Origin of the sequence: Halomonas denitrificans, assembly GCA_019800895.1 — a bacterium.
Taxonomy (GTDB): Bacteria; Pseudomonadota; Gammaproteobacteria; order Xanthomonadales; family Wenzhouxiangellaceae.
Genome location: JAHVKF010000001.1, coordinates 17611 through 42115, shown reverse-complemented (window position 1 = coordinate 42115; position 24505 = coordinate 17611). Strand labels below are relative to the sequence as shown.

Sequence of the window (24505 nt, the reverse complement as noted above, 5' to 3'; positions counted from 1 at the left end):
ATTGCACGCGAAGCCATCGATGCGCTGGATCCGAATCTCCGTGGCCACGACGCTGCTCGGACTCAATACCCTGGTCCATTGCGCCCCCTTGCTGCTGCTGGCGCTGATCAAGGTCCTGTTGCCGTTCGCCGGAGCGCGGCGCGCGCTCACTGCGGTCCTCACCCGGATTGCGGAAAGCTGGATCGGTTTCAACAACTGGATGATCGACCGCCTCAGCGGCACCCGTCTGATCCTTCGGGGCAATGTGCCGGAGCAGCCCGATGGGCAGCTTCTCGTCATCGCCAACCACCGCAGCTGGGTGGACATCCCGGTGCTGCAGCGGGTCTTCAACCGGCGGCTGCCCCTCCTGCGCTTCTTCCTGAAGAGCCAGCTGGTCTGGGTGCCCGTGCTGGGCCTGGCCTGGTGGGCCCTGGACTTCCCGTTCATGAAACGCTATTCGAAGGAGCAGGTGGCGCGACGACCCGAACTGGCCGGCCGCGATATCGAGGCCACGCGCCGGGCCTGCGAGAAGTTCCGCGACCGGCCGGTGGCGGTGATGAACTTCGTCGAAGGCACGCGGTTCGATCCGTCGAAACAGGCCCGGCAGGACGCCCCGTTCGAACACCTGCTCAATCCGCGCGGCGGCGGAATCGCCTTCGTGCTCGACGCGATGCAGGGAGCCATCGACACGATCGTCGACGTCACGCTGGTCTATCCCCGGGGCGGCGGAGAGCTTCCGGCGCTGATGGCCGGCGAGATTCCCGAAGTCGTGGTCCTCGTGCGCTCGTTCCCGGTTCCCGACGCGCTGCGCGGCGGCAGCTACCAGGACGACCCGGAATTCCGCCGTCGCTTCCAGCAGTGGTTGAACGAGTTGTGGCGCGACAAGGACCAGGCGATCGCGGCGGTCCGGGCCGAGCGGGGCGCCTGAAGCCCGATGGCCGATCGCCTCGCGTCCAGCACGCGATCCGGCTAAGCTGTTGCCTGCTTCGCAGTCGGCAGGCTGCCTGTCTCGAACCACCTGGAGAGCTCCATGTCCCGAATTCCGTCCCTCCTCGGTCTGCTGGCCGGCACGTTCCTGCTCGCGGCCGGGTCGCCGCCGCTCCATGCCGACGACGCCGCCCCCGACGCCGGCGAAATCTTCGGCGGCCTGAGCGTCCGCAACATCGGCCCGGCGGTGACCTCCGGCCGGATCAGCGATTTCGCGATGCACCCGGACGGCTGGCAGACCTTCTACGCCGGCGTGGCCTCGGGCGGCGTATGGAAGACCACGAACGGCGGGATCACCTGGACGCCGATCTTCGACAACGAGGGGTCCTACGCGGTCGGGGTGGTGGAACTCGATCCCGAGGACCCGGACACGATCTGGGTCGGCACCGGCGAGAACAATGCCCAGCGCTCGGTCGGCTACGGCGACGGCGTCTACAAGTCGATCGACGGCGGCCGCACGTGGTCGAACATGGGGCTGAAGGACTCGGGTCACATCGGTGCGATCGTCATCGATCCGCGCGACTCGAACCACGTGTTGGTCGCCGCGCACGGTCCGCTCTGGAGTTCCGGCGGCGATCGCGGGCTGTACCGGACCCGCGACGGCGGCGCGACCTGGGAACGGGTGCTGGAGATCGACGAGCACACCGGGATCAACGAAGTGATCATGCACCCGGACAACCCGGACCTGCTGCTGGCTTCGAGCTACCAGCGTCGGCGCCACGTCTGGACCCTGATCAACGGCGGCCCCGGCAGCGGCATCCATCGCTCGACCGACGGCGGCGAGACCTGGACCGAGATCACGGCCGGCCTGCCCGGCGAGGACATGGGCAAGATCGGCATGGCCTATGCGCCCGCCCGCCCCGACACGGTCTACGCCGTGATCGAATCCGACGGGCCGGGCGAGGGTACCTACCGGTCCACCGACTTCGGCGTCAGCTGGGAAAAGCGCTCGAGCTACGTCGCCGGCAGCCCCCAGTACTACAACGAGTTGATCGCCGATCCGGTCCACCCGGACCGCGTCTACTCGATGGACACCTTCATGATGGTCTCCGAGGACGGCGGCGCGAACTGGTCGATGGTCGGTTCGGCGCACAAGCACGTCGATGAGCATGCGCTGTGGATCAACCCCGACAACCCCGATCACCTGATCACCGGCAACGACGGCGGCATCTACGACAGTTTCGACCGCGGCGCCAACTGGCGCCACGTCGAGAACCTGCCGATCACCCAGTTCTACCGGGCCACGCCCGACAACGCCGAGCCGTTCTACAACGTCTACGGCGGCACCCAGGACAATTCGACGCTCGGCGCGCCGTCGCGCACGACCTTCAACTACGGCATCGCGAACTCCGACTGGGTCGTCACGCTGGGCGGCGACGGCTTCAAGACCCAGGTCGACCCGACCAACCCGGACATCGTCTATTCGCAGCTCCAGTACGGCATGCTGGCGCGCTACGACCGCACCTCGGGCGAGCGCGTGCTGATCACGCCGATGCCGGGCGCGGACGAGGACGACTTCAAGTGGAACTGGAACTCGGCCTTCATCATCAGCCCGCACGACCCGAAGCGCCTGTACTTCGCCGCCGAACGGATCTTCGTCTCCGACGACGGCGGCAACGCCTGGCGCCGCTTCAGCCCGGACCTGACGCGCCAGCTGGACCGCAACGAGCTCGAGGTCATGGGCCGCGTCTGGAGCGTCGATGCGGTGGCCAAGAACGATTCGACCTCGATGTACGGCAGCATCATCTCGCTGTCGGAAAGCCCATTGGTCGAAGGCCTGATCTACGCCGGCACGGACGACGGCCTGGTCCAGGTCACCGGCGACGGCGGCGAGACCTGGACGCGCCGCGACGATTTCGGCCGCGTGCCGGACATGACCTACGTCAGCGACCTGGCGGCCTCGCTGCACGACGAAGACACGGTGTTCGCCACCTTCAACAACCACAAGCGCGGTGACTACAAGCCTTACGTCTATCGTTCGAACAATCGCGGCCGGTCCTGGACCTCGATCACCGGCGATCTGCCCGAGCGGGGCAACGTGCACACGATCGTCCAGGACCACGTCGACCCGGACCTGCTGTTCGTCGGCACCGAGTTCGGCGTCTACTACACGCAGAACGGCGGCGAGAACTGGCACGAGATCACCGGCGGCATGCCGACGATCGCGGTGCGCGACCTCGAGATCCAGCGCCGCGAGAACGACCTGGTGATCGCGACCTTCGGCCGCGGCATCCGCATCCTCGACGACTACCGCGCGCTGCGGACCCCGGCCCAAGCGGTCGTCGAGAACGAAGCGACGATGTTCCCGGTCCGCGACCCCTGGATGTATGCCGTCGAAGACGTCTTCGGCTACGGCACGAAGGGCTTCCAGGGCGAGACCTTCTACACCGCCGACAACCCGCCGTTCGGGGCCGTGTTCACCTACTACCTGCGCGACGGGTACAAGAGCCTCCGCGATCAGCGCCTGGAACAGGAGGCAGAGCGCCGCAAGAGCTTCGAGGACAACCCGTATCCGTCCTGGGACCGCCTGCGCGAGGAAGACCGCGAGCAGGCGCCGGAGATCCTGATCGAGATCTACGACGGTGCCGGCGACGTCGTGCGTCGCATCACCGGGCCCGCGGCCAAGGGCCTGCATCGCGTGGCCTGGGACCTGCGCACGCCGGCCCCCGACCCGGTCGAACTGGGCGGGGGCGGCTTCCGCGCGCCCTGGGACAGCGAGCCGCAGGGCGTGTTCGTCGCGCCCGGCGAGTACAGCGCGCGGATCTTCAAGCGCGTCGGCGGCGCAACCGAGGCGCTGACCGAGCCGGTGTCCTTCACGGTCAAGGCGCTGGACCGCGGCCTGTTCCGTCCCGATTCGCTGGCCGAACATGCCGAGACCATGCAGGCCGCCGCCGACCTGAGCCGCGCGGTGCAGGGTGCCGGCCGGGCCCTCGGCGAGCTCCGCGACCGTGCGGCCCACCTGGACGTGGCGCTGCGCGATACGCCGGAGCTGGCGCACGACCTGCGCGACCGCCTCGACCGCGTCGACGAACGGCTGGCCGACCTCGGCGTGCTGCTGTACGGCGACAACGTGCGTGCCGGCGCCAACGAACCGCGCCCGATGGGCCTGGCCGGCCGCGTGGGCATGTTCGGATGGGCCCACATGGGCGCACTGGCCGCTGTCACGGACAATCAGGCGCAGTCGCTGGCGATCGCGCGATCGCAGTACGACGAGGTCGAGGACGCTCTACGAGCCGCCGACGCCGCGCTCGACGGACTGGAAGACGAGGTGGCCGGCAAGGCCCCGTGGACGCCGGGGCGGATTCCGAGAATCGAGGACTGAGACGGGGCGGAGCAGGGCGATCCCGGCAGGCATCGCCGGCCGGGACCTCGTATGCTGGTGACGACTCGAGGAGCTCGACGAAGGGGACCATGACTTCGAAGCAGGCTCGTGACGCGATCGACCGCGCAGGACGTCCGAAACCTCGGCCGTCCGATGCCGTCGGCGTGGCGCTGATGCTGGTCGCGCTCGCGGTCATGGTCGGTTGGTTGGCCGACGTTGCCGTGCTGGTCCAGCTGTCCCCGGCCTGGGTGCCGATGCAGTTCAACACTGCCCTCGGCCTGCTCACGCTCGGCATCGCGATCGTGGGGATGGGGAGAAGCGGCCGCACGGCGATCTTCGTCGCCGGTGGCGCATTGCTTCTGCTCGCCTGCGCGACGCTTGCCCAGTACGTCTTCGGCATCGATCTCGGCATCGACGAGGCGGTGGTCCGGCACGGGATCACGGTCGGAACGTCCCACCCCGGCCGGATGGCTCCCAATACCGCGCTCTGCTTCCTCCTTTCCTCGGGCGCGCTGCTGGCCGTGGCCGGGCGGCGCCAGGTCGTGAAACGCATGATCGCCGTGCAGGTTCTCGGCCTGCTGGTGCTGGTGCTGTCCTCGGCGGCGCTGCTCGGCTACGTGTTCGGCAGCGAGTCGGCCTACGGATGGGGCGACTGGACTCGGATGGCGCCGCACACGGCAGCCGCGCTGCTGATCGCGGCCGCGATGATGACGTGGTGGGCCTCCGAGGTTTCCCGGCGAGAACTACCGCGTGCCCCCTTGTGGTGGGCCGGAGGGCTGTTCGCGGGCGTCTTCCTGCTCGACACGCAGACGCCGCTCGGCGTCGCCGTCGGCGTGGCCTACGTACCGCTGGTCTTCGCTTCGCTCTGGTATCGGCGCCCGCGGGCCGCCTATCTGTTCGCGGCCCTCGGCAGCTCGCTCATCGTTCTCGGCTATGTCGCCTCGCCGCCCGGAGAAACCGATGCCCATGCGGCCGTGGTCAATCGCGCCCTGGCCATCACCGCGGTCTGGATCACCGCGGCCACCCTGTCGATGTATCTGCGCGCCGTGATCGCCATCGAGCGCGGCAAGGAACAGCTCGAACTGGCGCTGGAAGGCGGCCGGCTCGGCCTCTGGGACTGGAACGTGCCGACCGGGCGGGTGGAGTATTCCAGTGCCTGGTGCGAGATGGTCGGTTACCGGCAGGAGGAGCTGACACCGGATTTCAGCACCTGGGAACGCCTGCTGCATCCCGACGACCTGCCGGTTGCCCAGAAGCGGGCGATCGACTATGTGGAAGGTCGGCTGTCGGACTACAACTCGATCTTCCGCATGCGCCACCGCAATGGCGACTGGCGCTGGATCCAGGCGCGCGGCAAGATCGTCGAGACCGACGAGCACGGCGCGCCGGTCCGCATCGCCGGTACGCACCTCGACATCACCGCGGAACGGACCGCTGAAGAGGCGCTTCGGGCCGAGCGGGAACGCTTCCTCTCCGTACTGGAGTACTCGCCGATCGGCATTGCGCTGGTGGCCCCGGACGGGTCCTGGCTGCACGTGAATCCGGCGATCTGCCGGATCGTGGGCTACTTCGAGGACGAACTCCTGGCCACGGACTTCCAGAGCATCACCCACCCCGACGATCTCGACCTGGATCTCGGCTATCTTCAGCAGACCCTGGACGGCGAGATCGATGGCTACGAGATCGAGAAGCGCTATTTCCACAAGGAGGGCCACGTGGTCTGGGTGCTGCTGACGGTCTCGCTTGTGTCGAACGCCGACGGCTCTCCGCGCCACTTCATCTCGCAGATCCAGGACATCAGCCGGCGCAAGGAAAGCGAAGAAGCGAGCCGGCGCTACCTCGACGAACTCGAGCGCAGCAACCAGCAGCTCGATGATTTCGCCTACATCGCCTCCCACGACCTGAAGGAGCCGCTACGGGCGATCAACAACCATTCGCAGTTCCTGCTGAAGCATTACTCGGACCAGATCGACGAGCGAGGACGCCACAAGCTCGATCGACTCGGCAAGCTGACCGCTCGAATGCAGCAGTTGATCAGCGATCTTCTGTATTTCTCCAGGATCGGTCGATCGAAGGAATCGAACCGGCCGGTCGATGTCGCCCGCCTCGTCGAAGAACAGCTCGATACGCTTTCGGCGTTCCTGTCCGAACGCAACGCGCGGGTCATCGTGCAGGGCGAGTTGTCGCCGGTGGTCGGCGACCCGGCAAGGATCGCGACCGTGTTCCGCAATCTGGTGATCAACGGGATCAAGTACAACGAACAGGAGCAACCCCGGGTCACGATCTCGTCCGATCCCGTTCGGAACGACGCCGATGGCGTCACCGAAGCCCTGGTGACCTTCCACGTGGAAGACAACGGAATCGGGATCGAGCCCGAGTTCCACGATGATATATTCAAGATGTTCAAGCGGTTGCACGGAGAAAAGGTCTACGGCGAAGGAACCGGCGCCGGGCTCGCCTTCGTCCGGAAGATCGTCGAGCAAGCCGGCGGCAGCATCTGGCTGGACTCGACCGTGGGAACCGGCACGACGATTCATTTCACCCTACCGCGAGCGACGCATGAAGAATCCGGATGAGCTTCAGACGATCCTCATCGTCGAAGACAGCGACGACGACTACGAGATCATGACCGAAGGACTGGCCGCGGAAAGCCGGATCAGGAACCCGGTGCTGCGCTGCGAGGACGGCCGCGAGGCGCTGGCGTATCTGCTCAGGGAGGGAGACTACTCGGACCCGCAACGTTCGCCCGCTCCGGGCATCATCCTGCTCGACCTGAACCTTCCTGGCATCGACGGGCGCGAAGTCCTGCGCCGGATCAAGGGCACGCCGCGCTTGAGAAGGATTCCGGTCGTCGTCCTCACCACCTCCGATGACGAGCGCGATGTCGAGGACTGCTACGAACTCGGTGCGAACAGCTATATCCAGAAACCCGTCGACCTGGACAAGTTCCTGTTCGCGATCCGACAATTGACGGACTACTGGCTCGGCATCGCGATCCTTCCGAAGGATTGAACGATGAGAAAACCGCTTCACCTCCTCGTGGTCGACGATAGCGAAGACGATCGCGAGCATTACCGGGATCTTCTATCCGAGGATCGGCAGCACGAGTGGACGTTCACCGGGACCGGCGACAGCACCGAATGTCTGCGCCTCGTCGAACGCCATCATTTCGACTGTGTGCTGCTGGATTACTCGATGCCGGGACATACCGGGGTCGAAGTAATGCGACGCTTGCGCGAAAAGAACCTGGAGGTCCCGGTCGTGATGTTGACCGGGCAGGGCACCGAGCGCATCGCGGTCGAGGCCATGAAGGCGGGCGTACAGGACTATCTTCCCAAGGACGATCTTGACGGACGAAGCCTCTCGGACGCCGTCCTCGCGGCCATCGAGCAGAGGGAAACGGAGCTCGACCTGTTGCGGCGGGCGAATTTCGATCACCTGACCGGCCTGGCCAGCCGGGCCCTGCTGCTGGACCGGATGCGGCGGGCCTGCAGTCGCAGCGACCGGCAGAAAACGCCCTTCGGGCTGTTGTTCATCGATCTCGACGGCTTCAAGAGCATCAACGACTCGCTCGGTCACCGGGCCGGCGATCTGCTGCTCAAGGACGTCGCCCGCCGGCTCGACGCCTGTTCGCGCGAGGGCGACACGGTTGCTCGCCTGGGCGGCGACGAGTTCGTGGTGATCTTCGAAGAACTGCCCGGCGACGGAATCCTGACCATGACCCGACTCACAGAGCGCGTCCACGAGGCGATCGCGGGGCGCGCCTATCGGCTGGCCGACCGCGACGTCGGGGTCGGCGCCAGCATCGGCTCGGTCATCTATCCGACCACGACGCGCGATCGGGAGGCGCTGCTCGACCTCGCGGACTCGGCCATGTACACCGCCAAGCAGTCAACCGATCGTGATTACGAGGTGCTTTCCGGCGAGGAGGCCTCCCCGCAGGCGAAGTAGCACGGTGCGGGGCAGGCCCGCGGTCCCACCGCCGACGAACGAATGGCGCCGGTCGTTCCCACCGATGGTTTCTTACGGAACGGCTTTCCCCGGCCTGATCCTTCGACCCGAACGCAACAGGCCCGCCGGGGGCGGGCCTGTGCGGTGCAGGCTGAACGAGTCCGGACGCGACTCAGGCGGCGGCACGACCGCTGTCCGCCGGGTCGGTGCCGGCCAACTGGCGCAGGACGTAGTGCAGGATCCCGCCGTGCTTGTAGTACTGGACTTCCTTCGGCGTATCCAGGCGAACGCGGACCTTGAACGTCGTCTCCTTGCCGGCGTCGTCGGTGGCGATCACGGTCGCTTCCTTCGACTTGCCGATGTCCAGGTCCTCGATCGCGTAGGTCTCGAAACCCGTGAGGCCGAGGCTCTCGCGCGACTCGCCTTCCATGAAGTTCAGCGGCAGCACGCCCATGCCGACGAGGTTCGAGCGGTGGATTCGCTCGAAGGACTCGCAGATCACGGCCTTCACGCCGAGCAGCAGCGTGCCCTTGGCCGCCCAGTCACGCGACGAGCCGGTGCCGTACTCCTTTCCGGCGATCACGATCAGCGGCGTGCCTTCGGACTTGTACTTCATCGCCGCGTCGTAGATCGGCATGACTTCGCCGGTCCCGACGTGGGTGGTGAAGCCGCCTTCCGTGCCTTCGGCCATCTCGTTCTTGATCCGGACGTTGGCGAAGGTGCCCCGCATCATCACTTCGTGGTTGCCGCGACGCGACCCGTAGCTGTTGAAGTCGACCGGCGAGACCCCGTGCTCCTGCAGGTACTGGCCGGCCGGCGAATCGGGCTTGATCGCACCGGCCGGGGAGATGTGGTCGGTGGTCACCGAGTCGCCCAGCTTGGCCAGGCAGCGAGCCCCCTTGATGGCGCCGAGCTCGGGCAGGTCCATGGTCATGCCCTCGAAGTAGGGCGGGTTCTGCACGTAGGTCGAGTCATCGGACCAGGCGAACATTTCCCCGGTCGGGGTGTCCATCGACTTCCAGCGCTCGTCGCCTTCGAACACGCTGGCGTAGTTGCGCGAGTACATCTCCGAGGTCACGGTCTTCTGGATGAAGTCGTGCAGCTCGTGGGCGTCGGGCCAGATGTCCTTGAGGAAGACGTCGTTGCCGTCCTCGTCCTGGCCCAGCGGCTCCTCGATCAGGTCGATGTCCATCCGGCCTGCGATCGCGTAGGCGACCACCAGCGGCGGCGAGGCCAGGTAGTTGGTCCGCACCTCGGCGTGGATCCGGCCCTCGAAGTTGCGGTTGCCCGACAGCACCGAGGCGACCACCATCTCGCGCTCGCGCACGGCCTTCTCGATCGGATCCGGCAGCGGTCCGGAGTTGCCGATGCAGGTGGTGCAGCCGTAACCGACGGTGTAGAAGCCCAGGGCCTCGAGGTCGTCATGCAGCTCGGCCTTCTCCAGGTAGTCGGTGACCACCTTGGAGCCCGGGGCGAGCGAGGTCTTGACCCAGGGCTTGACCTTCAGGCCCTTCTTGCGCGCATTGCGCGCCAGCAGGCCGGCACCGAGCATCACCGCCGGGTTCGACGTGTTGGTGCACGACGTGATCGCGGCAATGACCACGGCCCCGTCCTTGAGAACGAATTTCTCGCCCTTGTACTCGACCTCGGCCACCCCGGGGGTGTCGTGACCGACCGCGGTTCCGCCGCCTTCACCGGCGAAGGTGCCGTCCTCGTTGCCGTCGCGCTTCTGCGTCATCTGCGCACAGGTCTCGAGGAAGGCGTTCTTGGCGTCGGTCAGGGCGATGCGGTCCTGCGGACGTTTCGGCCCGGCCAGCGACGGCACGACGGTGCCCATGTCGAGTTCGATGACGCTGGTGTAGTCGGCCTGCGCATCGCCGTCCTCGCGCCACAGGCCCTGCGCCTTGGCGTACTGCTCGACAAGGGCCACGCGCTCGTCGCTGCGGCCGGACATCTTCATGTAGCGGATCGTCTCGGCGTCGATCGGGAAGATCGCGCAGGTCGAGCCGAATTCCGGCGACATGTTGCCCAGGGTCGCGCGATCGGCCAGGGGAAGGTGGGTCAGCCCGTCGCCGAAGAATTCGACGAACTTGCCGACCACGCCGTGGTCGCGGAGCATGTCGGTCACGGTGAGGACCAGGTCCGTCGCCGTCGCGCCCTCGGGCAGTTTTCCGGACAGCTTGAAGCCGACCACCTGCGGTAGCAGCATCGAGATCGGCTGGCCCAGCATCGCGGCCTCGGCCTCGATGCCGCCCACGCCCCAGCCGAGCACGCCCAGGCCGTTGATCATGGTGGTGTGCGAATCGGTGCCGACCACCGTGTCGGGCCAGGCCATCATCTCGCCGTCGACTTCCTGGCCGAAGACCACGCGGGACAGGTGTTCGAGGTTGACCTGGTGGACGATGCCGGTGTTCGGCGGCACCACCTTGAAATTGTCGAACGCGCCCTGGCCCCAGCGCAGGAACGCGTAGCGCTCCTTGTTGCGCTCGAACTCGATGCGGTTGTTCAGGTCCAGCGCATCCGGTCGCCCGTATTCGTCGACCTGCACCGAGTGATCGATGACCAGTTCGGCCGGCGACAGCGGGTTGATCCGGGTCGGCGAGCCGGAGAGATTCTTCATCGCGTCGCGCATCGCGGCGAGGTCGACGATCGCCGGCACGCCGGTGAAGTCCTGCAGGACGACGCGAGCCGGGGTGAAGGAGATTTCCTGCGAAGGCTCGGCGTTGGCGTCCCAGTTGGCCACCGCGGCGATGTCGTCGGCGGTGATGTTTTCGCCGTCCTCGTGTCGCAGCAGGTTTTCAAGGAGGATCTTCAGCGAGAAGGGCAGGCGCGAGATGTCGTGTTTCTCGCCGAGCTTCTTCAGGCTGTAGAACTGGTAGGACGTGCCGTGGGCCTCGAAGGCGTCACGGCAATTCAGAGCGTCTCGCATGGCAGTCTCCGGATTGAAGGGTCGATCGGGCAGAAGACCGCCATTTTATCATGCGGTGCCTCCGCTTCCGGCCGCACTGTCCGGCTGGCCGCGTTCAGCCGTCGGCCAGCTCGGCGGCGATCCGGAACATCCGCCTGCGCTGGAACAGCAGACGCCAGGGGCGGCCTCCGATCTGGCGCCACAGGAAGGCCGAGCGCAGGCCGCCGAGCAGCAGCGCGCGCACCCATTCGACCTTGTCCGACTGCTTGAGCACCTCGGGCCGGCCGATCACCTGGATCCGGAACGGCAGCGTCGACAGGGTGGTGCGATAGACGTCGGCCAGCTGGGCCAGGATGGCCGGGTCCAGGGGATCCTCGGCGCGCTCGCGCGCGGAGGCGACCAGCGCCAGTTCGCGTTGCAGGGCGCGCTGGCGATCCCGGTCCCGCTCGATCAGCCGGGCCAGTCGCAACAGGCCCGAGGCGTAGCCCAGGGAGGTGAGCGCATCGCGCGATCCGCCGCCGCCGAGCTCGCAGGCCACGGTGAGGCCGAGGCGTACGCCATCGACGCCGCCGTAGACCGCTGCCGTCGACTCCGCGTCGACTTCGAACAGGCTGTCGACGGTTCGCGCCGCGGCCTGGCGGCTGCACTGGCCGGAGGCGCCGAGCTGGCGCACCAGTTCGCCGGCCTGGAGCGTTCCGGCGAAGGCCAGGGTCTGTTCGGCGAGGTCGTGCTTCATGCCGCCTCCGGGACGCGCTGGCTGCCGCGCTCGATGATCCCGCCGCCCAGGCACTCGTCGCCCCGGTAGAGGACGACCGACTGGCCCGGCGTGATCGCGCGCTGCGGGCTCTCGAAACGTAGCGTCAGCCGGCCGTCCTCGAGCGCTTCGATCGCGACCTGCTGATCCGCCTGACGGTAGCGGATCTTCGCGGTCAGGGTGCCGTCGTCGTCCGGCGACGCGCCGGCGATCCAGGTCAGGCGGGAGGCGACCAGTCGCTCGCCGACCAGGTGCGGGTCGTCGGGGTCCTGGGTGACGAACAGGCGGTTGCCCGCCAGGTCCTTGTGGACCACGAACCAGGGCGCCTCCGGGCACCCGCGCACGCCGCCGATGCCCAGGCCCTTGCGCTGTCCGAGCGTGTAGTGGATCAGGCCCCGGTGCGTGCCGATCCGCCGCCCCCCGGTGGTCAGGATGTCGCCGAGCGAGGCGTCGAGATAGCGGGCGATGAAGCCGTCGAAGTCGCGTTCGCCGATGAAGCAGATGCCGGTCGAGTCCTTCTTCGCCGCGGTCGGCAGGCCCGCCTCGGCGGCGATCCGGCGCAGCTCGGGCTTTTCCAGCTCGCCGACGGGGAAGCGGGCGCGCGCGAGCTGCGCCTGGTCGAGCATGTACAGGAAATAGCTCTGGTCCTTGTTCCGGTCGCGTCCCTTCAGCAGCCGGAAGCGCCCGTCGACTTCATCCCGGCGCGCGTAGTGACCGGTGGCCATGGCCTCGGCGCCGAGGTCGCGGGCGTGTTCGAGAAAGGTCTTGAACTTGATCTCGCGATTGCACAGGACGTCGGGGTTCGGGGTCCGCCCGGCCCGAAGCTCGGCGAGAAACTCCTCGAACACCGATTCCCAGTATTCGAGCGCGAAGTTGCGGGCGTGGAAAGGAATGCCGAGCAGCTCGGCCACCGCCCGGGCATCGGCCGCGTCGTCCTCGGCCGCGCAGGCGCCGGCGAGACCGTCGTCGTCTTCCCAGTTCTTCATGAACAGGCCGGCGATCGGCTCGCCGCGCTGTTTCAGCAGCAGCGCGGTCACGGACGAATCGACGCCGCCGGACATGGCGACCATGGTTTCGGTAGTCATGGGCTGCAGGATGGGGGGCGCGGCCCCGTATCGCAAGCCGGACGCGAGCCGAGTGCGCGCCTGCGGCGCCCGGTCGCGTGTCAGCGCGCCGGCCGATCGGCGACGAATTCGGGTTCGGGGAACAGGTCCGGCGACATCAGCTCGATGAAGCGGCGCGCCTGCGGGGTCTGGTAGGCCCCCTTGCGCATGACCACGCCGTAGGTGCGCTTCGGAAACCAGCGGCTGACGTCGCGAGTGATCAGCTGGTCGCGATCGGCGTCGCTCAAGCAGATGCTGGTGACGATCGAGATGCCCATGCCGTGCGCGACGAACTTCTTGATCACCTCCCAGCCGCCGACCTCGAGGGTGACCCGGAACGGCAGCTTGTGTTTCTGGAACACGCGGTCGATCAGCGTGTAGGTGGTCAGGCGACGCGGCGGCAGGATCAGGCCGTAGGGGCTGATATCGGCGAGCGTGATTTCCCGTCGCCGGGCCAGCGGGTGGTCCCGGTGCGCGATCAGCACCGGCTTGAAGCTGTAGACCGGCCGATAGCGTATGTCGTCGGGCACGTCGATCATGGAGCCGACCGCGAAATCGACCTCGTCGGAGCGGATCAGGCCGAGCCCGTCGGCCCCGGTCACGTTGTGCAGGTGGACGAAGATCCCCGGGTGTTGCCGACGGAACCGCTGGAGCAGGGCGGGGAGCAGGTGGAGGATGGTCGACTCCCCGGCGGCGACCCGGATCTCGCCCGAGTCCAGCCGACCGAAGGCCCGCGCGAACTCGTCGGGCAGGGCGTCGATGCGGTCGACCAGCGGACGGGCCAGGTCGAGCAGGGTGCGGCCGGCCGGCGTCAGGTGCATGCGCGGTCCCTGGCGATCGAACAGCTGCTGGCCGAGCTCCTCCTCGAGCGCCCGGATCTGCTGGCTGACCGAGGGCTGGGAGACGTAGAGCCGGTCCGCGGCCGCGGACACCGTGCCCAACCGGGCGGTCTGGCAGAACGCGCGCAAGTGCTTGAGCAGATTGCCCTTGTACATGACCGGCTCCTTTCGGGTCGTGTGCAGGTCGCGTCGGGAAGTGCCCCGGGGTCGAGCGTCAGCGGGCATTGTATTGGAAAAACCAATACGGAATATCCGAATATTTAATTTGTCATATACCCATCCGGCGCCTAGGCTGGCCCCGTCTTTCGTGGAGATCGCCGATGTCGTCGAACGCCCGCACCGAAACGCGCCTTCCGGCGCAGGTCCTCGCGCCGTGTCCCGAGGGGACGGAAAGCGTGCTCGACGAGGCGTTGCTGGACCTGCTCGGCGAACTCGGGCGCCTGTACCGCGATCCCGTCGACCGGTTGCTCGCCGAACGGGCCCGGCTGCAGGACGAACTCGACGCCGGCGGCACGCTGGACTTCCTGCCGGAAACCCGCGAACTCCGTGAATCGGACTGGACGGTCGCCGAGATTCCGGCGGACCTGCAGGACCGCCGGGTGGAAATCACCGGGCCGGTCGATCGGAAGATGATCATCAACGCTCTGAACTCCGGCGCTCGCGTCTTCATGGCCGATTTCGAGGACTCGAGCACGCCGACCTGGGCGAACATGGTGCACGGCCAGAAGAACCTGTACGACGCAGCGCGCCGGTCGATCGAATTCACCGCCGCGAACGGCAAGCACTACGCGCTCGGCAACGACCCGGCGGTGCTGATCGCCCGTCCGCGCGGCTGGCACCTCGACGAAAAGCACGTCGAAGTCGACGGCCGCCCGATCCCGGCCGGAATCTTCGATGCCGCGACCTTCGTGTACCACAATGCCGCGCCCCTGATGGCGCGGGGCTCCGGCCCCTACCTGTACCTGCCGAAGCTCGAGCACCACCGCGAAGCGGCGCTCTGGGACGAGGTCCTGGGCCGGATCGAGCAGCGCTGCGGACTGGCGACGGGCACGATCAAGGTCACGGTGCTGATCGAGACCCTGCCCGCGGTCTTCCAGATGGACGAGATCCTGCACGCGCTGAAGCGCCGGATCGTCGGCCTCAACTGCGGGCGCTGGGACTACATCTTCAGCTATATCAAGCGCTTCCGTAACCATCCTGACAAGGTGCTTCCGGACCGCGAGCAGGTCACGATGACCACGCCGTTCCTGCGGGCCTACTCGCAGCTGCTGATCCGGACCTGCCATCGACGCGGCGCCTTCGCGATGGGCGGCATGGCGGCGCAGATTCCGATCAAGGACGACGAGGCTGCCAACCGCGCGGCATTGGACAAGGTGCGTGCCGACAAGAAACGCGAGGCCTCGGAGGGCCACGACGGGACCTGGGTCGCCCACCCGGGCCTGATCCCGATCGCGATGGAGATCTTCGATGAATACCTGCACGGCCCGAACCAGCTCGGCACGCTGCGCCGCGATGTCGAGGTCACGGCCGCCGACCTGGTCCGGCCCGCCGAAGGATCGATCACCGAGGCCGGCGTGCGCGGCAACATCCGGGTCGCGATCGAGTATCTCGCCGCGTGGCTGGACGGCCAGGGCTGCGTGCCGATCCGCCACCTGATGGAGGACGCCGCGACCGCGGAAATCGCTCGCGCCCAGCTCTGGCAGTGGATCCGCCACCCGGCGGGCCGCCTCGACGACGGGCGCGACATCGACGCCGACCGGGTTCGAGCCTGGCAGGCGGAGATCGTCGCCGAGCTGGCCGAGGACGGAACCGCCGGCCCCCAACTGCATGCCGCTGCCGAACTCCTGGATCGCGTCACCCACGACGACGAGTTCATCGAGTTCGTCACGCTGCCGGCCTATGCCCGGCTCGACTGAACGCAACCGGAACAGCGACCACCCCGACCCCACCCGCATCAAGGAGCCTGCAATGAACGCATCGAACGACGTCGGCGACATCATCGAGATGGAGCGCGATTGGACCGAGAACCCGCGCTGGAAGGGCGTCGAGCGCCCCTACGACGCCGCCGAGGTGCACCGCCTGCGCGGAACGCTGCAGGTCGAGCACACGCTGGCCCGGCACGGGGCCGACAAGCTCTGGCGCCTGATGCACGACGAACCGTACGTCAACGCCCTGGGTGCCCTGACCGGCAACCAGGCCATGCAGCAGGTCCGGGCCGGGCTCAAGGCCATCTACCTTTCGGGCTGGCAGGTCGCTGCCGACGCCAACAACGCCGGCCAGATGTACCCGGACCAGTCGCTGTATCCGGCCAGTTCGGTGCCCGACGTGGTCCGGCGGATCAACAATACCCTGATGCGGGCCGACCAGATCCAGCACTTGGAAGGCGAGGGCGGGATCGACTGGTTCGCGCCGATCGTGGCCGATGCCGAGGCCGGCTTCGGCGGCGTGCTGAATGCGCATGAACTGATGAAGGGCATGATCGAAGCCGGTGCCGCCGGCGTGCACTTCGAGGACCAGCTGGCGTCGGCAAAGAAGTGCGGACACATGGGCGGAAAGGTCCTCGTGCCGACCGCCGAGGCGGTCAACAAGCTTGTCGCCGCCCGGCTCGCGGCCGACATCGAGGGCGTGCCGACGATCATCGTGGCGCGAACCGACGCCATGGGGGCGAATCTCCTGACCTCGGACATCGACGAGCGCGACCGCGAGTTCTGCACGGGTGAACGCACCGTCGAGGGCTTCTACCAGGTCCGCGCCAGCCAGGAGCAGGCGATCGCCCGGGGCCTGGCCTACGCCCCCTACGCCGACCTGATCTGGTGCGAGACGTCCACGCCCAGCCTGGAGCAGGCGAAGAACTTCGCCGAAGCGATCCGCGCCGAGTACCCGGACAAGATGCTGGCCTACAACTGCTCGCCGTCGTTCAACTGGAAGAAGAACCTGTCGGAAGTCGACATCGCCCGGTTCCAGAACGAACTCGGCGCGATGGGCTACAAGTTCCAGTTCATTACCCTGGCCGGCTTCCACGCCCTGAACTACTCGATGTTCCAGCTGGCCCGCGGCTATCGCTCCCGGCAGATGGAGGCTTACGTGGAGCTCCAGGAAGCCGAGTTCGCGTCGGAAAAGGACGGTTACACGGCCACGCGCCACCAGCGCGAGGTCGGCACCGGCTACTTCGACCAGCTGACCCAGGCCATCTCGTCGGGCCAGTCGTCGCTGTCGGCCCTGAGCGGGTCGACCGAAGAGCAGCAGTTCCGCGAAACGGCCTGAGCCGCGTCCCGCCGATCCGGCGGGCGCCTCCTGACCTGCGCCGCGTCCGGCCACCGGTCGCGGCGTTTTACCGCCCGCTCGTCTTGAAAGACACCGCCGGGCGCACAACGTTGGGGTACCATCTTCCCCACGAGCGATTCATGGCTTCCTGCCGATGACCGAACCGTCCAGAACGCCCGGCGCGCCCCACGACGGGCTGGCGCTGGAAGAAGCGAAACCCAAGGTCCGGAAACCCCCGCTGTACAAGGTGGTGGTCCTGAACGACGACTACACACCAATGGAATTCGTCGTCGACGTCCTGAAGCGGTTCTTCGGCCTCGCTCACGACAAGGCGACCCAGATCATGCTCCATGTCCACACGCGCGGCCGCGGCGTGGCGGGCATCTACACCTTCGAGATCGCGGAAACCAAGGTGATCCAGGTCAACGACTATGCCCGCGAACACGAGCACCCGCTGCAGTGCACGCTGGAAGAATCGTGACGCGCATCACGCTTTCACACACGCCCGCCGACTTGACCTCCGGCGGGTCGAAGACGCACAGTGAATGCGTCGACCGCCGGCACGGCGAGGAGTGACCCGAAATGTTCAGCAAGGATCTCGAGCTTTCCATCTCGCAGGCCTACCACGCCGCCCGCAGTCGACGACACGAATTCCTGACCGTCGAACACCTGCTGCTGGCGCTGATCGACAACCCGTCGGCGCGGTCGGTCCTGCAGGCCTGCAGCGTGGATTTCGATCGGCTGGCGGCGGATCTGGAGCAGGTGCTCGACGAAACCATCCCGGTGCTGTCGGCCGGCGACCAGCGGGACACCCAGCCGACGGTCGGGTTCCAGCGCGTGCTCCAGCGCGCCCTCTACCACGTCCAGTCGGCCGAGAAGAGCGAGGTCCTCGGCGCCAACGTGCTCGCCGCGATCTTTTCCGAGAAGGATTCGCACGCGGTCTATCTCCTCGGTCAGCAGGACGTCAGCCGGCTCGACGTCATCAACTTCATCTCGCACGGCATTACCAAGTCCGGTGATCCGGCCCGCGCCGACGAATCGGCGGATGCCGAACCGGCCGGCGAAGAGTCCACGGAACCGCAGAAGTCGCCGCTGGCCACCTACGCGGCCAACCTGAACGAGCGCGCTCGCGCCGACCGGATCGACCCCTTGATCGGCCGCCAGGCCGAGATCGAGCGCACGATCCAGATCCTCTGCCGCCGGCGCAAGAACAATCCGCTGTACGTCGGCGAGTCCGGGGTGGGCAAGACCGCGCTCGCCGAAGGCCTGGCGCTGCGAATCGTCGAGGAGGACGTTCCGGAGGTGCTGCGCGATGCCGAGATCTGGGCCCTGGACCTCGGCGCGCTGCTTGCCGGCACCAAGTACCGCGGCGACTTCGAGAAACGGCTGAAGGCGGTGCTCGCCGAACTGAAGAGCCGGCCGCACGCCGTGCTGTTCATCGACGAGATCCACACCATCATCGGCGCCGGTGCCGCCTCCGGTGGGGTCATGGACGCCTCCAACCTGATCAAGCCGGTGCTGGCCAACGGCGAGCTGCGCTGCATCGGCTCGACGACCTTCGAGGAGTACCGCGGCGTGTTCGAGAAGGACCGTGCGCTGGCCCGGCGATTCCAGAAGATCGACGTGGTCGAACCGACCGTCGGCGAGACGATCGAGATCCTGCACGGACTCAAGCATCGCTTCGAGGAGCACCACGGCGTCCGGTACACCGCCGAGGGCCTCGAAGCCGCAGCGACGCTGTCGGCCCGTCACATCAACGATCGCCACCTGCCGGACAAGGCGATCGACGTCATCGACGAGGCCGGCGCGCGCCAGCGGCTGCTGCCCGACGACGACCGCGTCGATACGATCGGCGTGCACGAGATCGAAGACGTGGTCGCCCGCATGGCGCGCATCCCGCCGCGCCAGGTCTCGCGCTCCGATCGGGACGCGCTCAAGACGCTCGAGCGTGACCTCAAGCTGACCGTGTTCGGCCAGGACAGCGCGATCGAAACGCTGTCGGCCGCGATCAAGATGGCCCGGTCGGGTCTGGGCGAGGCCGAGAAGCCGATCGGTGCCTACCTGTTCGCCGGGCCCACCGGGGTAGGCAAGACCGAGGTGACCCGACAGCTCGCGATGACCCTCGGGATCGAACTGATCCGCTTCGACATGTCCGAGTACATGGAGGCGCACACCGTGTCCCGCCTGGTCGGCGCGCCCCCGGGCTATGTCGGCTTCGACCGCGGAGGACTGCTCACCGAGGCGGTGACCCAGACGCCCCACGCCGTGCTGCTGCTCGACGAGATCGAGAAAGCCCATCCGGACATCTACAACCTGCTGCTGCAGGTCATGGACCACGGCAAGCTGACCGACGCCAACGGGCGCACGGCGGATTTCCGCAACGTGATCCTGGTGATGACCACCAATGCCGGTGCGGCGGACATGAGCAAGCGCAGCATCGGCTTCACGGACAACGATGCAAGTTCCGACAGCATGGAGGCGATCCGTCGTCAGTTCACTCCGGAGTTCCGAAATCGGCTCGACGCGGTGATCCAGTTCGGCGCGCTGCCGTTCGAGGTCATCCTCCAGGTCGTCGACAAGTTCGTGATGGAACTCGAGAACCAGCTGGCCGACCGCAACGTGCACATCGAGGTCTCCGACGAGGCGCGCGAGTGGTTGGCAAGGAACGGATTCGATCCGGCCATGGGCGCCCGCCCGATGAAGCGGGTCATCCAGCAACACATCAAGCGCGCGCTGGCCGACGAGCTGCTGTTCGGCGAACTCGCCGACCACGGGGGCACGGTCAAGGTCGACCTGGACGGCGAGGGCAAGGGGCTGGCTCTGAGCTTCCCGAAGACGCCGCTGGAGACCGTTCCGGCCGACTGATTCGCTGTTCGGAGCCGCTGCGGTTCCGCTCGATCCGAGACTGCGCTCGATTCAATGGCGCTCAGTCCGGTTGCGCCGGGTCCGATCGCTGGTCGGCCCGGCGCATCGCCTCCACCAGGCGTGCCAGGCGGGCGCGATCCAAGCGACCGTCGCGGCGCAGCCCGCTGCACAGGTCGATTCCGAAAGGGCGCACGGCGCGGATCGCTTCGGCCACGTTGTCGGGATCGAGACCGCCCGCCAGGTAGACCGGCACCTCGGACAGGGCGCGACAGCGCTCGACGATCCGGCGACTGATCGACCAGTCGTGGCGGCGACCTGTCCCGCCGAGCTCGGCCACGGCCGCCGACGGCCTTCCCGAATCCAGGAGCAGCGCATCGACCCGCGGCGCGTAGGCGGCGGCCCGTTCGATCGCTTCTTCGTCTTCGACGTGCACGACCTGGACCCGGCGCAGAGCGGGCCGGGCCGACGCGAGCCTGCGATGGAGTTCCAGCGGAAGTTCCCGAACCAGCTGCAGCGTCCGCGCGCCCAGCCGATCGGCCTGGGCGAGGAGGTCGCGTTCGGTGTCCAGCGAGGTGAGAACGAAGCCCTCGATCGGGGGCGGCAGTACAGGAATCAGTCGTCGGATCGACGTCTCGTCGATGATCCCGGGTCCGCTCGGCATGGCCGAGACGAGCCCCAGTGCATCGGCACCGGCGGCGATCGCCGCGCGGGCTTCTTCGATATCGGCAATGCAACAGACCTTTAGACGCGTCCGCCGGGGCGGCGGGCCGTCCGGGCGGGCGGCCACTACTTCATGCGGTAGGTGATGCGCCCCTTGCTCAGGTCGTACGGCGTCATTTCGACCTTTACGCGGTCACCGGTGAGGATGCGGATGTAGTGCTTGCGCATGCGGCCCGAGATATGGGCGGTGATGGTGTGTCCGTTGTCGAGCTCGACGCGGAACATGGTATTGGGCAGGGTTTCGAGCACCCGGCCCTCCATCTCGATGTGATCGTCCTTGGACATGGAACTCCGTCGTTTGTAAAAACCGCGTTATTCTGCCACCAAACGGCGGGAATGGAAACTACGCGGTCGACGCCCCGGGCCGCCACCGGCTTCGGGCTCCTGACGCCGCGCGTTCCCGTGCACGCCGGCCGGTTGCCGGACCGAACGCGAGGCGTCCACCGTGCGATCACTCTTCGGGCAGGCGGTCGGCGGGGTCCTGGCCCGGGTAGCGCAGCTGCTCGGGCCGGAAGCCTTCGGCGACGCGCCAGTACATCTGCTGGATGGGCTTGCCGTTGCGCTCGACGCTCTGTGTCTGCAGCGGCCCGAGACCGATCAGCGCGTCCTCCAGCCATGGTTTCGTGATGACCTTGGTCTCGTGGCTGACCAGCAACACCGGGCGCGTTGGATCGGTGTCTCGGTCGAACCAGCGCTCCCACTGCGATCCGCCCATGCCGATCAGGTTGCGCGCGGTGATGTTGTCGCGGCGACCGTCGACGTCGTGGAAACTCAGCGCCGCCGCGATTCCCCACTTGGCGAGGCCAGCGACGATCGGCCGGCGGCCGGTGCGCGTTTCGATCTCGCGCTCGAGCTCGTGGACCTCGGCGGCGATTTCGGGCCATCCCAGGTAACCCAGCCGATGCTCGCGCCAGGGCACGCCGGGCAGCCCCAGCGCCACGTAGTGCATTCCCGCGCCGACCAGAACGAGCGAGGCCAGCAGCACCGGCGGCCAGGCGGCACGCAGGGCCCGCACGGGCGCGGGCGGTGGCGATTCCGAGGGTGCATGGACGGTCGCCGCAAGCATCGGCAGCAGACTCAGCCAGACCGGCACGATCCAGTGGAACTTGGTCGGGGTGAGCGCGCCGAAGGCGACGAACACGGCCAGCGGACCGAGCGCCATGGAAACCATGAACCGCCGCGCGAGCAGCGAGGGCGCCGCCCATCGACGCACCCGCGGCCACGCGACCAGGAGCAACGCGGCCAGCCCGGCCAGCGGCGCCAGCATGACCAGCGTGTGGACCAGCGGAAGGTGCGCGGAAAAGGCCGGGTCTTCGCTCACCCGGCGGGTCGACTGGAACGCGAACGACGCCCAGTCGTTGCGAGCGTTCCAGACCAGCACCGGCGTCACGAGGACCCAGGCCAGTCCGACCGCGCCCCAGAGGTGGATGGAGCGCAGCTGGCGCCGCGCCGGCGGGTGGAGCAGCATGAACAGCAGGATCCCCGGCACCAGGAAGACCATCGTGTACTTGGCGAGGGCCCCGACGCCCATTGCCGCGCCGACCCACCACCAGGCCCGCGCCCGGCCTTCGAGCAGGGCCGCGCGCAGCGCGACCAGCGCGGTCAACCATGCCGTGGTCAGCGCCGCGTCGGTGGTCATCAGGAAGCCGGTCGCGATCCACGCAGGCACCGTGGCCACCAGCATCGCCGACAGCAGGCCGGTGGTCTTGTCGCCGAACGCGCGGCCGTAGCGGTAGGCCAGCCACAGCGACAGGGGCGCCAGGACCAGCAGCGGCAGCCGCACACCCAGCACCGTGTCGCCGGCGAGAAGGGTTCCGGCCGCGATCAGCCAGGCGGTCAGCGGCGGGTGATCGAGATAGGACAGGGCCGGGTGGAGCGTGTAGACCCAGTAGTACATCTCATCGGGGATCAGGTCGACGCGCCCGACATACAGCAGGCGCAGCAGCAGCGACGCGGCGATCAGGCCCAGCGCCGCCATGCGCCAGCGCAGCGCGGGCTTGTGGATCGCGGCGTCGGCCTGAGCGCGCCGCGCCGGAAAGACGTAGAAGATCGAGCCCAGATAATTGATCCCCGCGGTCAGCGCGACCGCAGGGGCGATGGCCAGTGCCGGCGCCAGGCCGAAGCCGTGGACCAGCATCGCCAGCACGCCGCCGCGCATCGCCAGGGCGAGCAGGGCGACGGTGAGGAAGCGCAGATAGCGCAGGGCCGGGGATCGATCCGCACGGTACTCACCGCGGAAACTCCACGCGGCGTTGAGCGCGAAGTTCGACACCGTCGCCACCAGGAAACTGCTGCAGTGGGCGGTGGCCAGGCCGGCACCGGCCAGGGTCAGCGCCCAGAACACGATCAGGTCCACGGCGACGCCGCTCAGCCCGACCACGGCGAAGCGCGCCAGATTGCCGCCGCTGAGCCGCGCCCCGCCGAACGCCGCGAGACGGCGCAGGAACAGCCACTGGACGCGCAGGGACAACTTCGACTCGCCCGCGGCGCGGTCGTGGAACGTGAACGGAACTTCGGCGACGCGCAGCCGCTCGTCGGATCGGACCAGCAACTCCAGCAGGACCTTGTACCCGCAGGCGGCCGGCTCCAGGGCGGCCAGGTGCGCCGTCCGGGTCGCGAAGAAGCCCGACATCGGGTCGCGAACGGAGGTGAACGGCCAGGCCAGCATTCCGGCCCCGCGCGACACCAGGCGGCGGACCGCCGGCCAGTTGTCGATGCCGCCACCGGCAACGTGGCGGCTGCCGACGACCACGTCGGCCTGCCCGTCGACGAGCGGTCGAAGCAGGGCGGCGACGCGGTCGGCGGGATGGCTGCCGTCGGCGTCCATCACCACGCACCACGTGCCGCGCGCGGCGCGGGCACCGGCCAGGACCGACGCCGTCAGATCGCGAGGACCGGCGTGTTCGACCAGGCGGACCCTTGCGTCCCCGTAACCGCGCACGCGCTGCTGGGTGCCGTCGTCGGAGGCATCGTCGACGACCACGATCTCCATCGAAGGCGGCAGCCCGGGCTGTGCCAGAAGCGAGGAAAGCAGCGCTTCGATGGTCTCCGCCTCGTTCCAGGTCGGAACGATGACCGAGAGCTCGAGCGCGGCGGGTTCGGTCGTCGGCGGGCTCGGTTCCGTAGGGTGCAAGGTCGTTCCAGGGGCTGGGGCAGGGGTCGGGGACCGCGGCCGGAGACAGTCGCACCAGCGCGCGCCGGGCAGTATACGTGGCTCTCACGGTGCCATCGAAGCGAATACGGTTTTCGCGCGCCAAAGTGCTTGACAGGCTCGAGTCGTCGATTACAATACTCGACTTGTTCGCGGGAATAGCTCAGTTGGTAGAGCACAACCTTGCCAAGGTTGGGGTCGCGAGTTCGAGTCTCGTTTCCCGCTCCAGCTTACGAAGGACCCCGGCGCCGCCGGGGTCTTTCATTTCCGGCCTCGGCCGGTCGTGACCCGGCACCCGATTCGACGTTGGAACCCGCGTGGGATTCGCTGATAGAATCGGGTGAACAGGGAGCACTGTCGCGGCTAGGTGGCAGAGTGGTTATGCAGCGGCCTGCAAAGCCGTGTACCTCGGTTCGACTCCGGGCCTAGCCTCCAATCCGAAACGCCCGAAGCGCTCGCGCCTCGGGCGTTTTTTTTCGCGCAGGCGAGATCGACGCTCGCGCGAGCTTTCGCATCCTTCTATGATGTCTGCCGGGCCCGGGTGGTGAAACTGGTAGACACAGGAGACTTAAAATTTCCCGGCCGCAAGGCCATGCCGGTTCGAGTCCGGCCCCGGGCACCAGTCTCCATCCTCCTTTGCGCGGATTTTGCGCGATGCCCGT

Annotated in this window: 16 protein-coding genes and 3 tRNA genes; 12 read left to right on the top strand and 7 right to left on the bottom strand. The window is 67.5% G+C overall.

What is annotated here, in order from left to right:
- Positions 1-19: 19 nt before the first annotated feature.
- From KUV67_00185 to KUV67_00165, 5 genes are all read left to right on the top strand, one after another.
- Positions 20-907, top strand: a complete 888-nt coding sequence (locus KUV67_00185; protein MBY6203293.1) for an acyltransferase — start codon at positions 20-22, stop codon at positions 905-907.
- 102 nt (positions 908-1009) lie between these two features.
- Positions 1010-4288: a hypothetical protein gene (locus KUV67_00180; protein ID MBY6203292.1), complete on the top strand. Its 3279-nt coding sequence runs from the start codon at positions 1010-1012 to the stop codon at positions 4286-4288.
- An 89-nt stretch (positions 4289-4377) separates the two neighbouring features.
- On the top strand, positions 4378-6864 hold the full coding sequence (locus KUV67_00175; GenBank protein ID MBY6203291.1) for a PAS domain S-box protein: 2487 nt from the start codon (positions 4378-4380) through the stop codon (positions 6862-6864).
- Complete coding sequence (locus tag KUV67_00170; GenBank protein ID MBY6203290.1) at positions 6848-7300, top strand: response regulator; 453 nt, start codon at positions 6848-6850, stop codon at positions 7298-7300. Before KUV67_00175 ends, KUV67_00170 begins: the two co-directional genes overlap by 17 nt.
- A 3-nt stretch (positions 7301-7303) precedes the next feature.
- On the top strand, positions 7304-8239 hold the full coding sequence (locus KUV67_00165; GenBank protein MBY6203289.1) for a GGDEF domain-containing response regulator: 936 nt from the start codon (positions 7304-7306) through the stop codon (positions 8237-8239).
- Positions 8240-8411: 172 nt separating this feature from the next.
- Here the strand turns inward: KUV67_00165 and acnA are convergent, their stop codons facing one another.
- The 4 genes from acnA to KUV67_00145 all read right to left on the bottom strand — a co-directional run bounded on the left by acnA (position 8412) and on the right by KUV67_00145 (position 13999).
- Positions 8412-11168: an aconitate hydratase AcnA gene (acnA, locus tag KUV67_00160; GenBank protein MBY6203288.1), complete on the bottom strand. Its 2757-nt coding sequence runs from the start codon at positions 11166-11168 to the stop codon at positions 8412-8414.
- A gap of 94 nt (positions 11169-11262) precedes the next feature.
- The gene (locus KUV67_00155; GenBank protein ID MBY6203287.1) at positions 11263-11883 is read right to left on the bottom strand and encodes a lysogenization regulator HflD; all 621 of its coding nucleotides are present in this window, start codon (positions 11881-11883) and stop codon (positions 11263-11265) included.
- Positions 11880-12986, bottom strand: a complete 1107-nt coding sequence (gene mnmA / locus KUV67_00150; GenBank protein ID MBY6203286.1) for a tRNA 2-thiouridine(34) synthase MnmA — start codon at positions 12984-12986, stop codon at positions 11880-11882. Before mnmA ends, KUV67_00155 begins: the two co-directional genes overlap by 4 nt.
- Positions 12987-13066: 80 nt before the next feature.
- Entirely contained in the window at positions 13067-13999 is a 933-nt protein-coding gene (locus tag KUV67_00145; protein ID MBY6203285.1) for a LysR family transcriptional regulator, read from the bottom strand.
- 164 nt (positions 14000-14163) lie between these two features.
- On the opposite strand from KUV67_00145, the gene aceB reads away from it, so the two are divergent.
- The 4 genes from aceB to clpA all read left to right on the top strand — a co-directional run bounded on the left by aceB (position 14164) and on the right by clpA (position 19972).
- The gene (gene aceB / locus KUV67_00140) at positions 14164-15759 is read left to right on the top strand and encodes a malate synthase A (GenBank protein ID MBY6203284.1); all 1596 of its coding nucleotides are present in this window, start codon (positions 14164-14166) and stop codon (positions 15757-15759) included.
- Between the two features lie 52 nt (positions 15760-15811).
- Complete coding sequence (aceA, locus tag KUV67_00135; protein MBY6203283.1) at positions 15812-17107, top strand: isocitrate lyase; 1296 nt, start codon at positions 15812-15814, stop codon at positions 17105-17107.
- Positions 17108-17261: 154 nt separating this feature from the next.
- A complete protein-coding gene (clpS, locus tag KUV67_00130) occupies positions 17262-17588 on the top strand; it encodes an ATP-dependent Clp protease adapter ClpS (protein MBY6203282.1) in 327 nt (108 codons plus the stop codon).
- Positions 17589-17689: 101 nt separating this feature from the next.
- Entirely contained in the window at positions 17690-19972 is a 2283-nt protein-coding gene (gene clpA, locus KUV67_00125) for an ATP-dependent Clp protease ATP-binding subunit ClpA (protein ID MBY6203281.1), read from the top strand.
- Between the two features lie 61 nt (positions 19973-20033).
- Here the strand turns inward: clpA and KUV67_00120 are convergent, their stop codons facing one another.
- The 3 genes from KUV67_00120 to KUV67_00110 form a co-directional block, all read right to left on the bottom strand.
- A complete protein-coding gene (locus KUV67_00120; GenBank protein MBY6203280.1) occupies positions 20034-20759 on the bottom strand; it encodes a phosphoribosylanthranilate isomerase in 726 nt (241 codons plus the stop codon).
- Positions 20759-20977: a translation initiation factor IF-1 gene (gene infA, locus KUV67_00115; GenBank protein ID MBY6203279.1), complete on the bottom strand. Its 219-nt coding sequence runs from the start codon at positions 20975-20977 to the stop codon at positions 20759-20761. The genes KUV67_00120 and infA overlap by 1 nt, the downstream gene beginning before the upstream one ends.
- A gap of 166 nt (positions 20978-21143) precedes the next feature.
- Complete coding sequence (locus KUV67_00110; GenBank protein ID MBY6203278.1) at positions 21144-23825, bottom strand: glycosyltransferase family 39 protein; 2682 nt, start codon at positions 23823-23825, stop codon at positions 21144-21146.
- A 170-nt stretch (positions 23826-23995) separates the two neighbouring features.
- Here KUV67_00110 and KUV67_00105 point away from each other — a divergent pair.
- The 3 genes from KUV67_00105 (at position 23996) to KUV67_00095 (ending at position 24465) form a co-directional block, all read left to right on the top strand.
- A tRNA-Gly gene (locus KUV67_00105) sits at positions 23996-24071 on the top strand.
- Between the two features lie 133 nt (positions 24072-24204).
- A tRNA-Cys gene (locus KUV67_00100) sits at positions 24205-24278 on the top strand.
- Positions 24279-24378: 100 nt separating this feature from the next.
- Positions 24379-24465: transfer RNA gene (locus KUV67_00095), tRNA-Leu, on the top strand.
- Positions 24466-24505 lie beyond the last annotated feature (40 nt).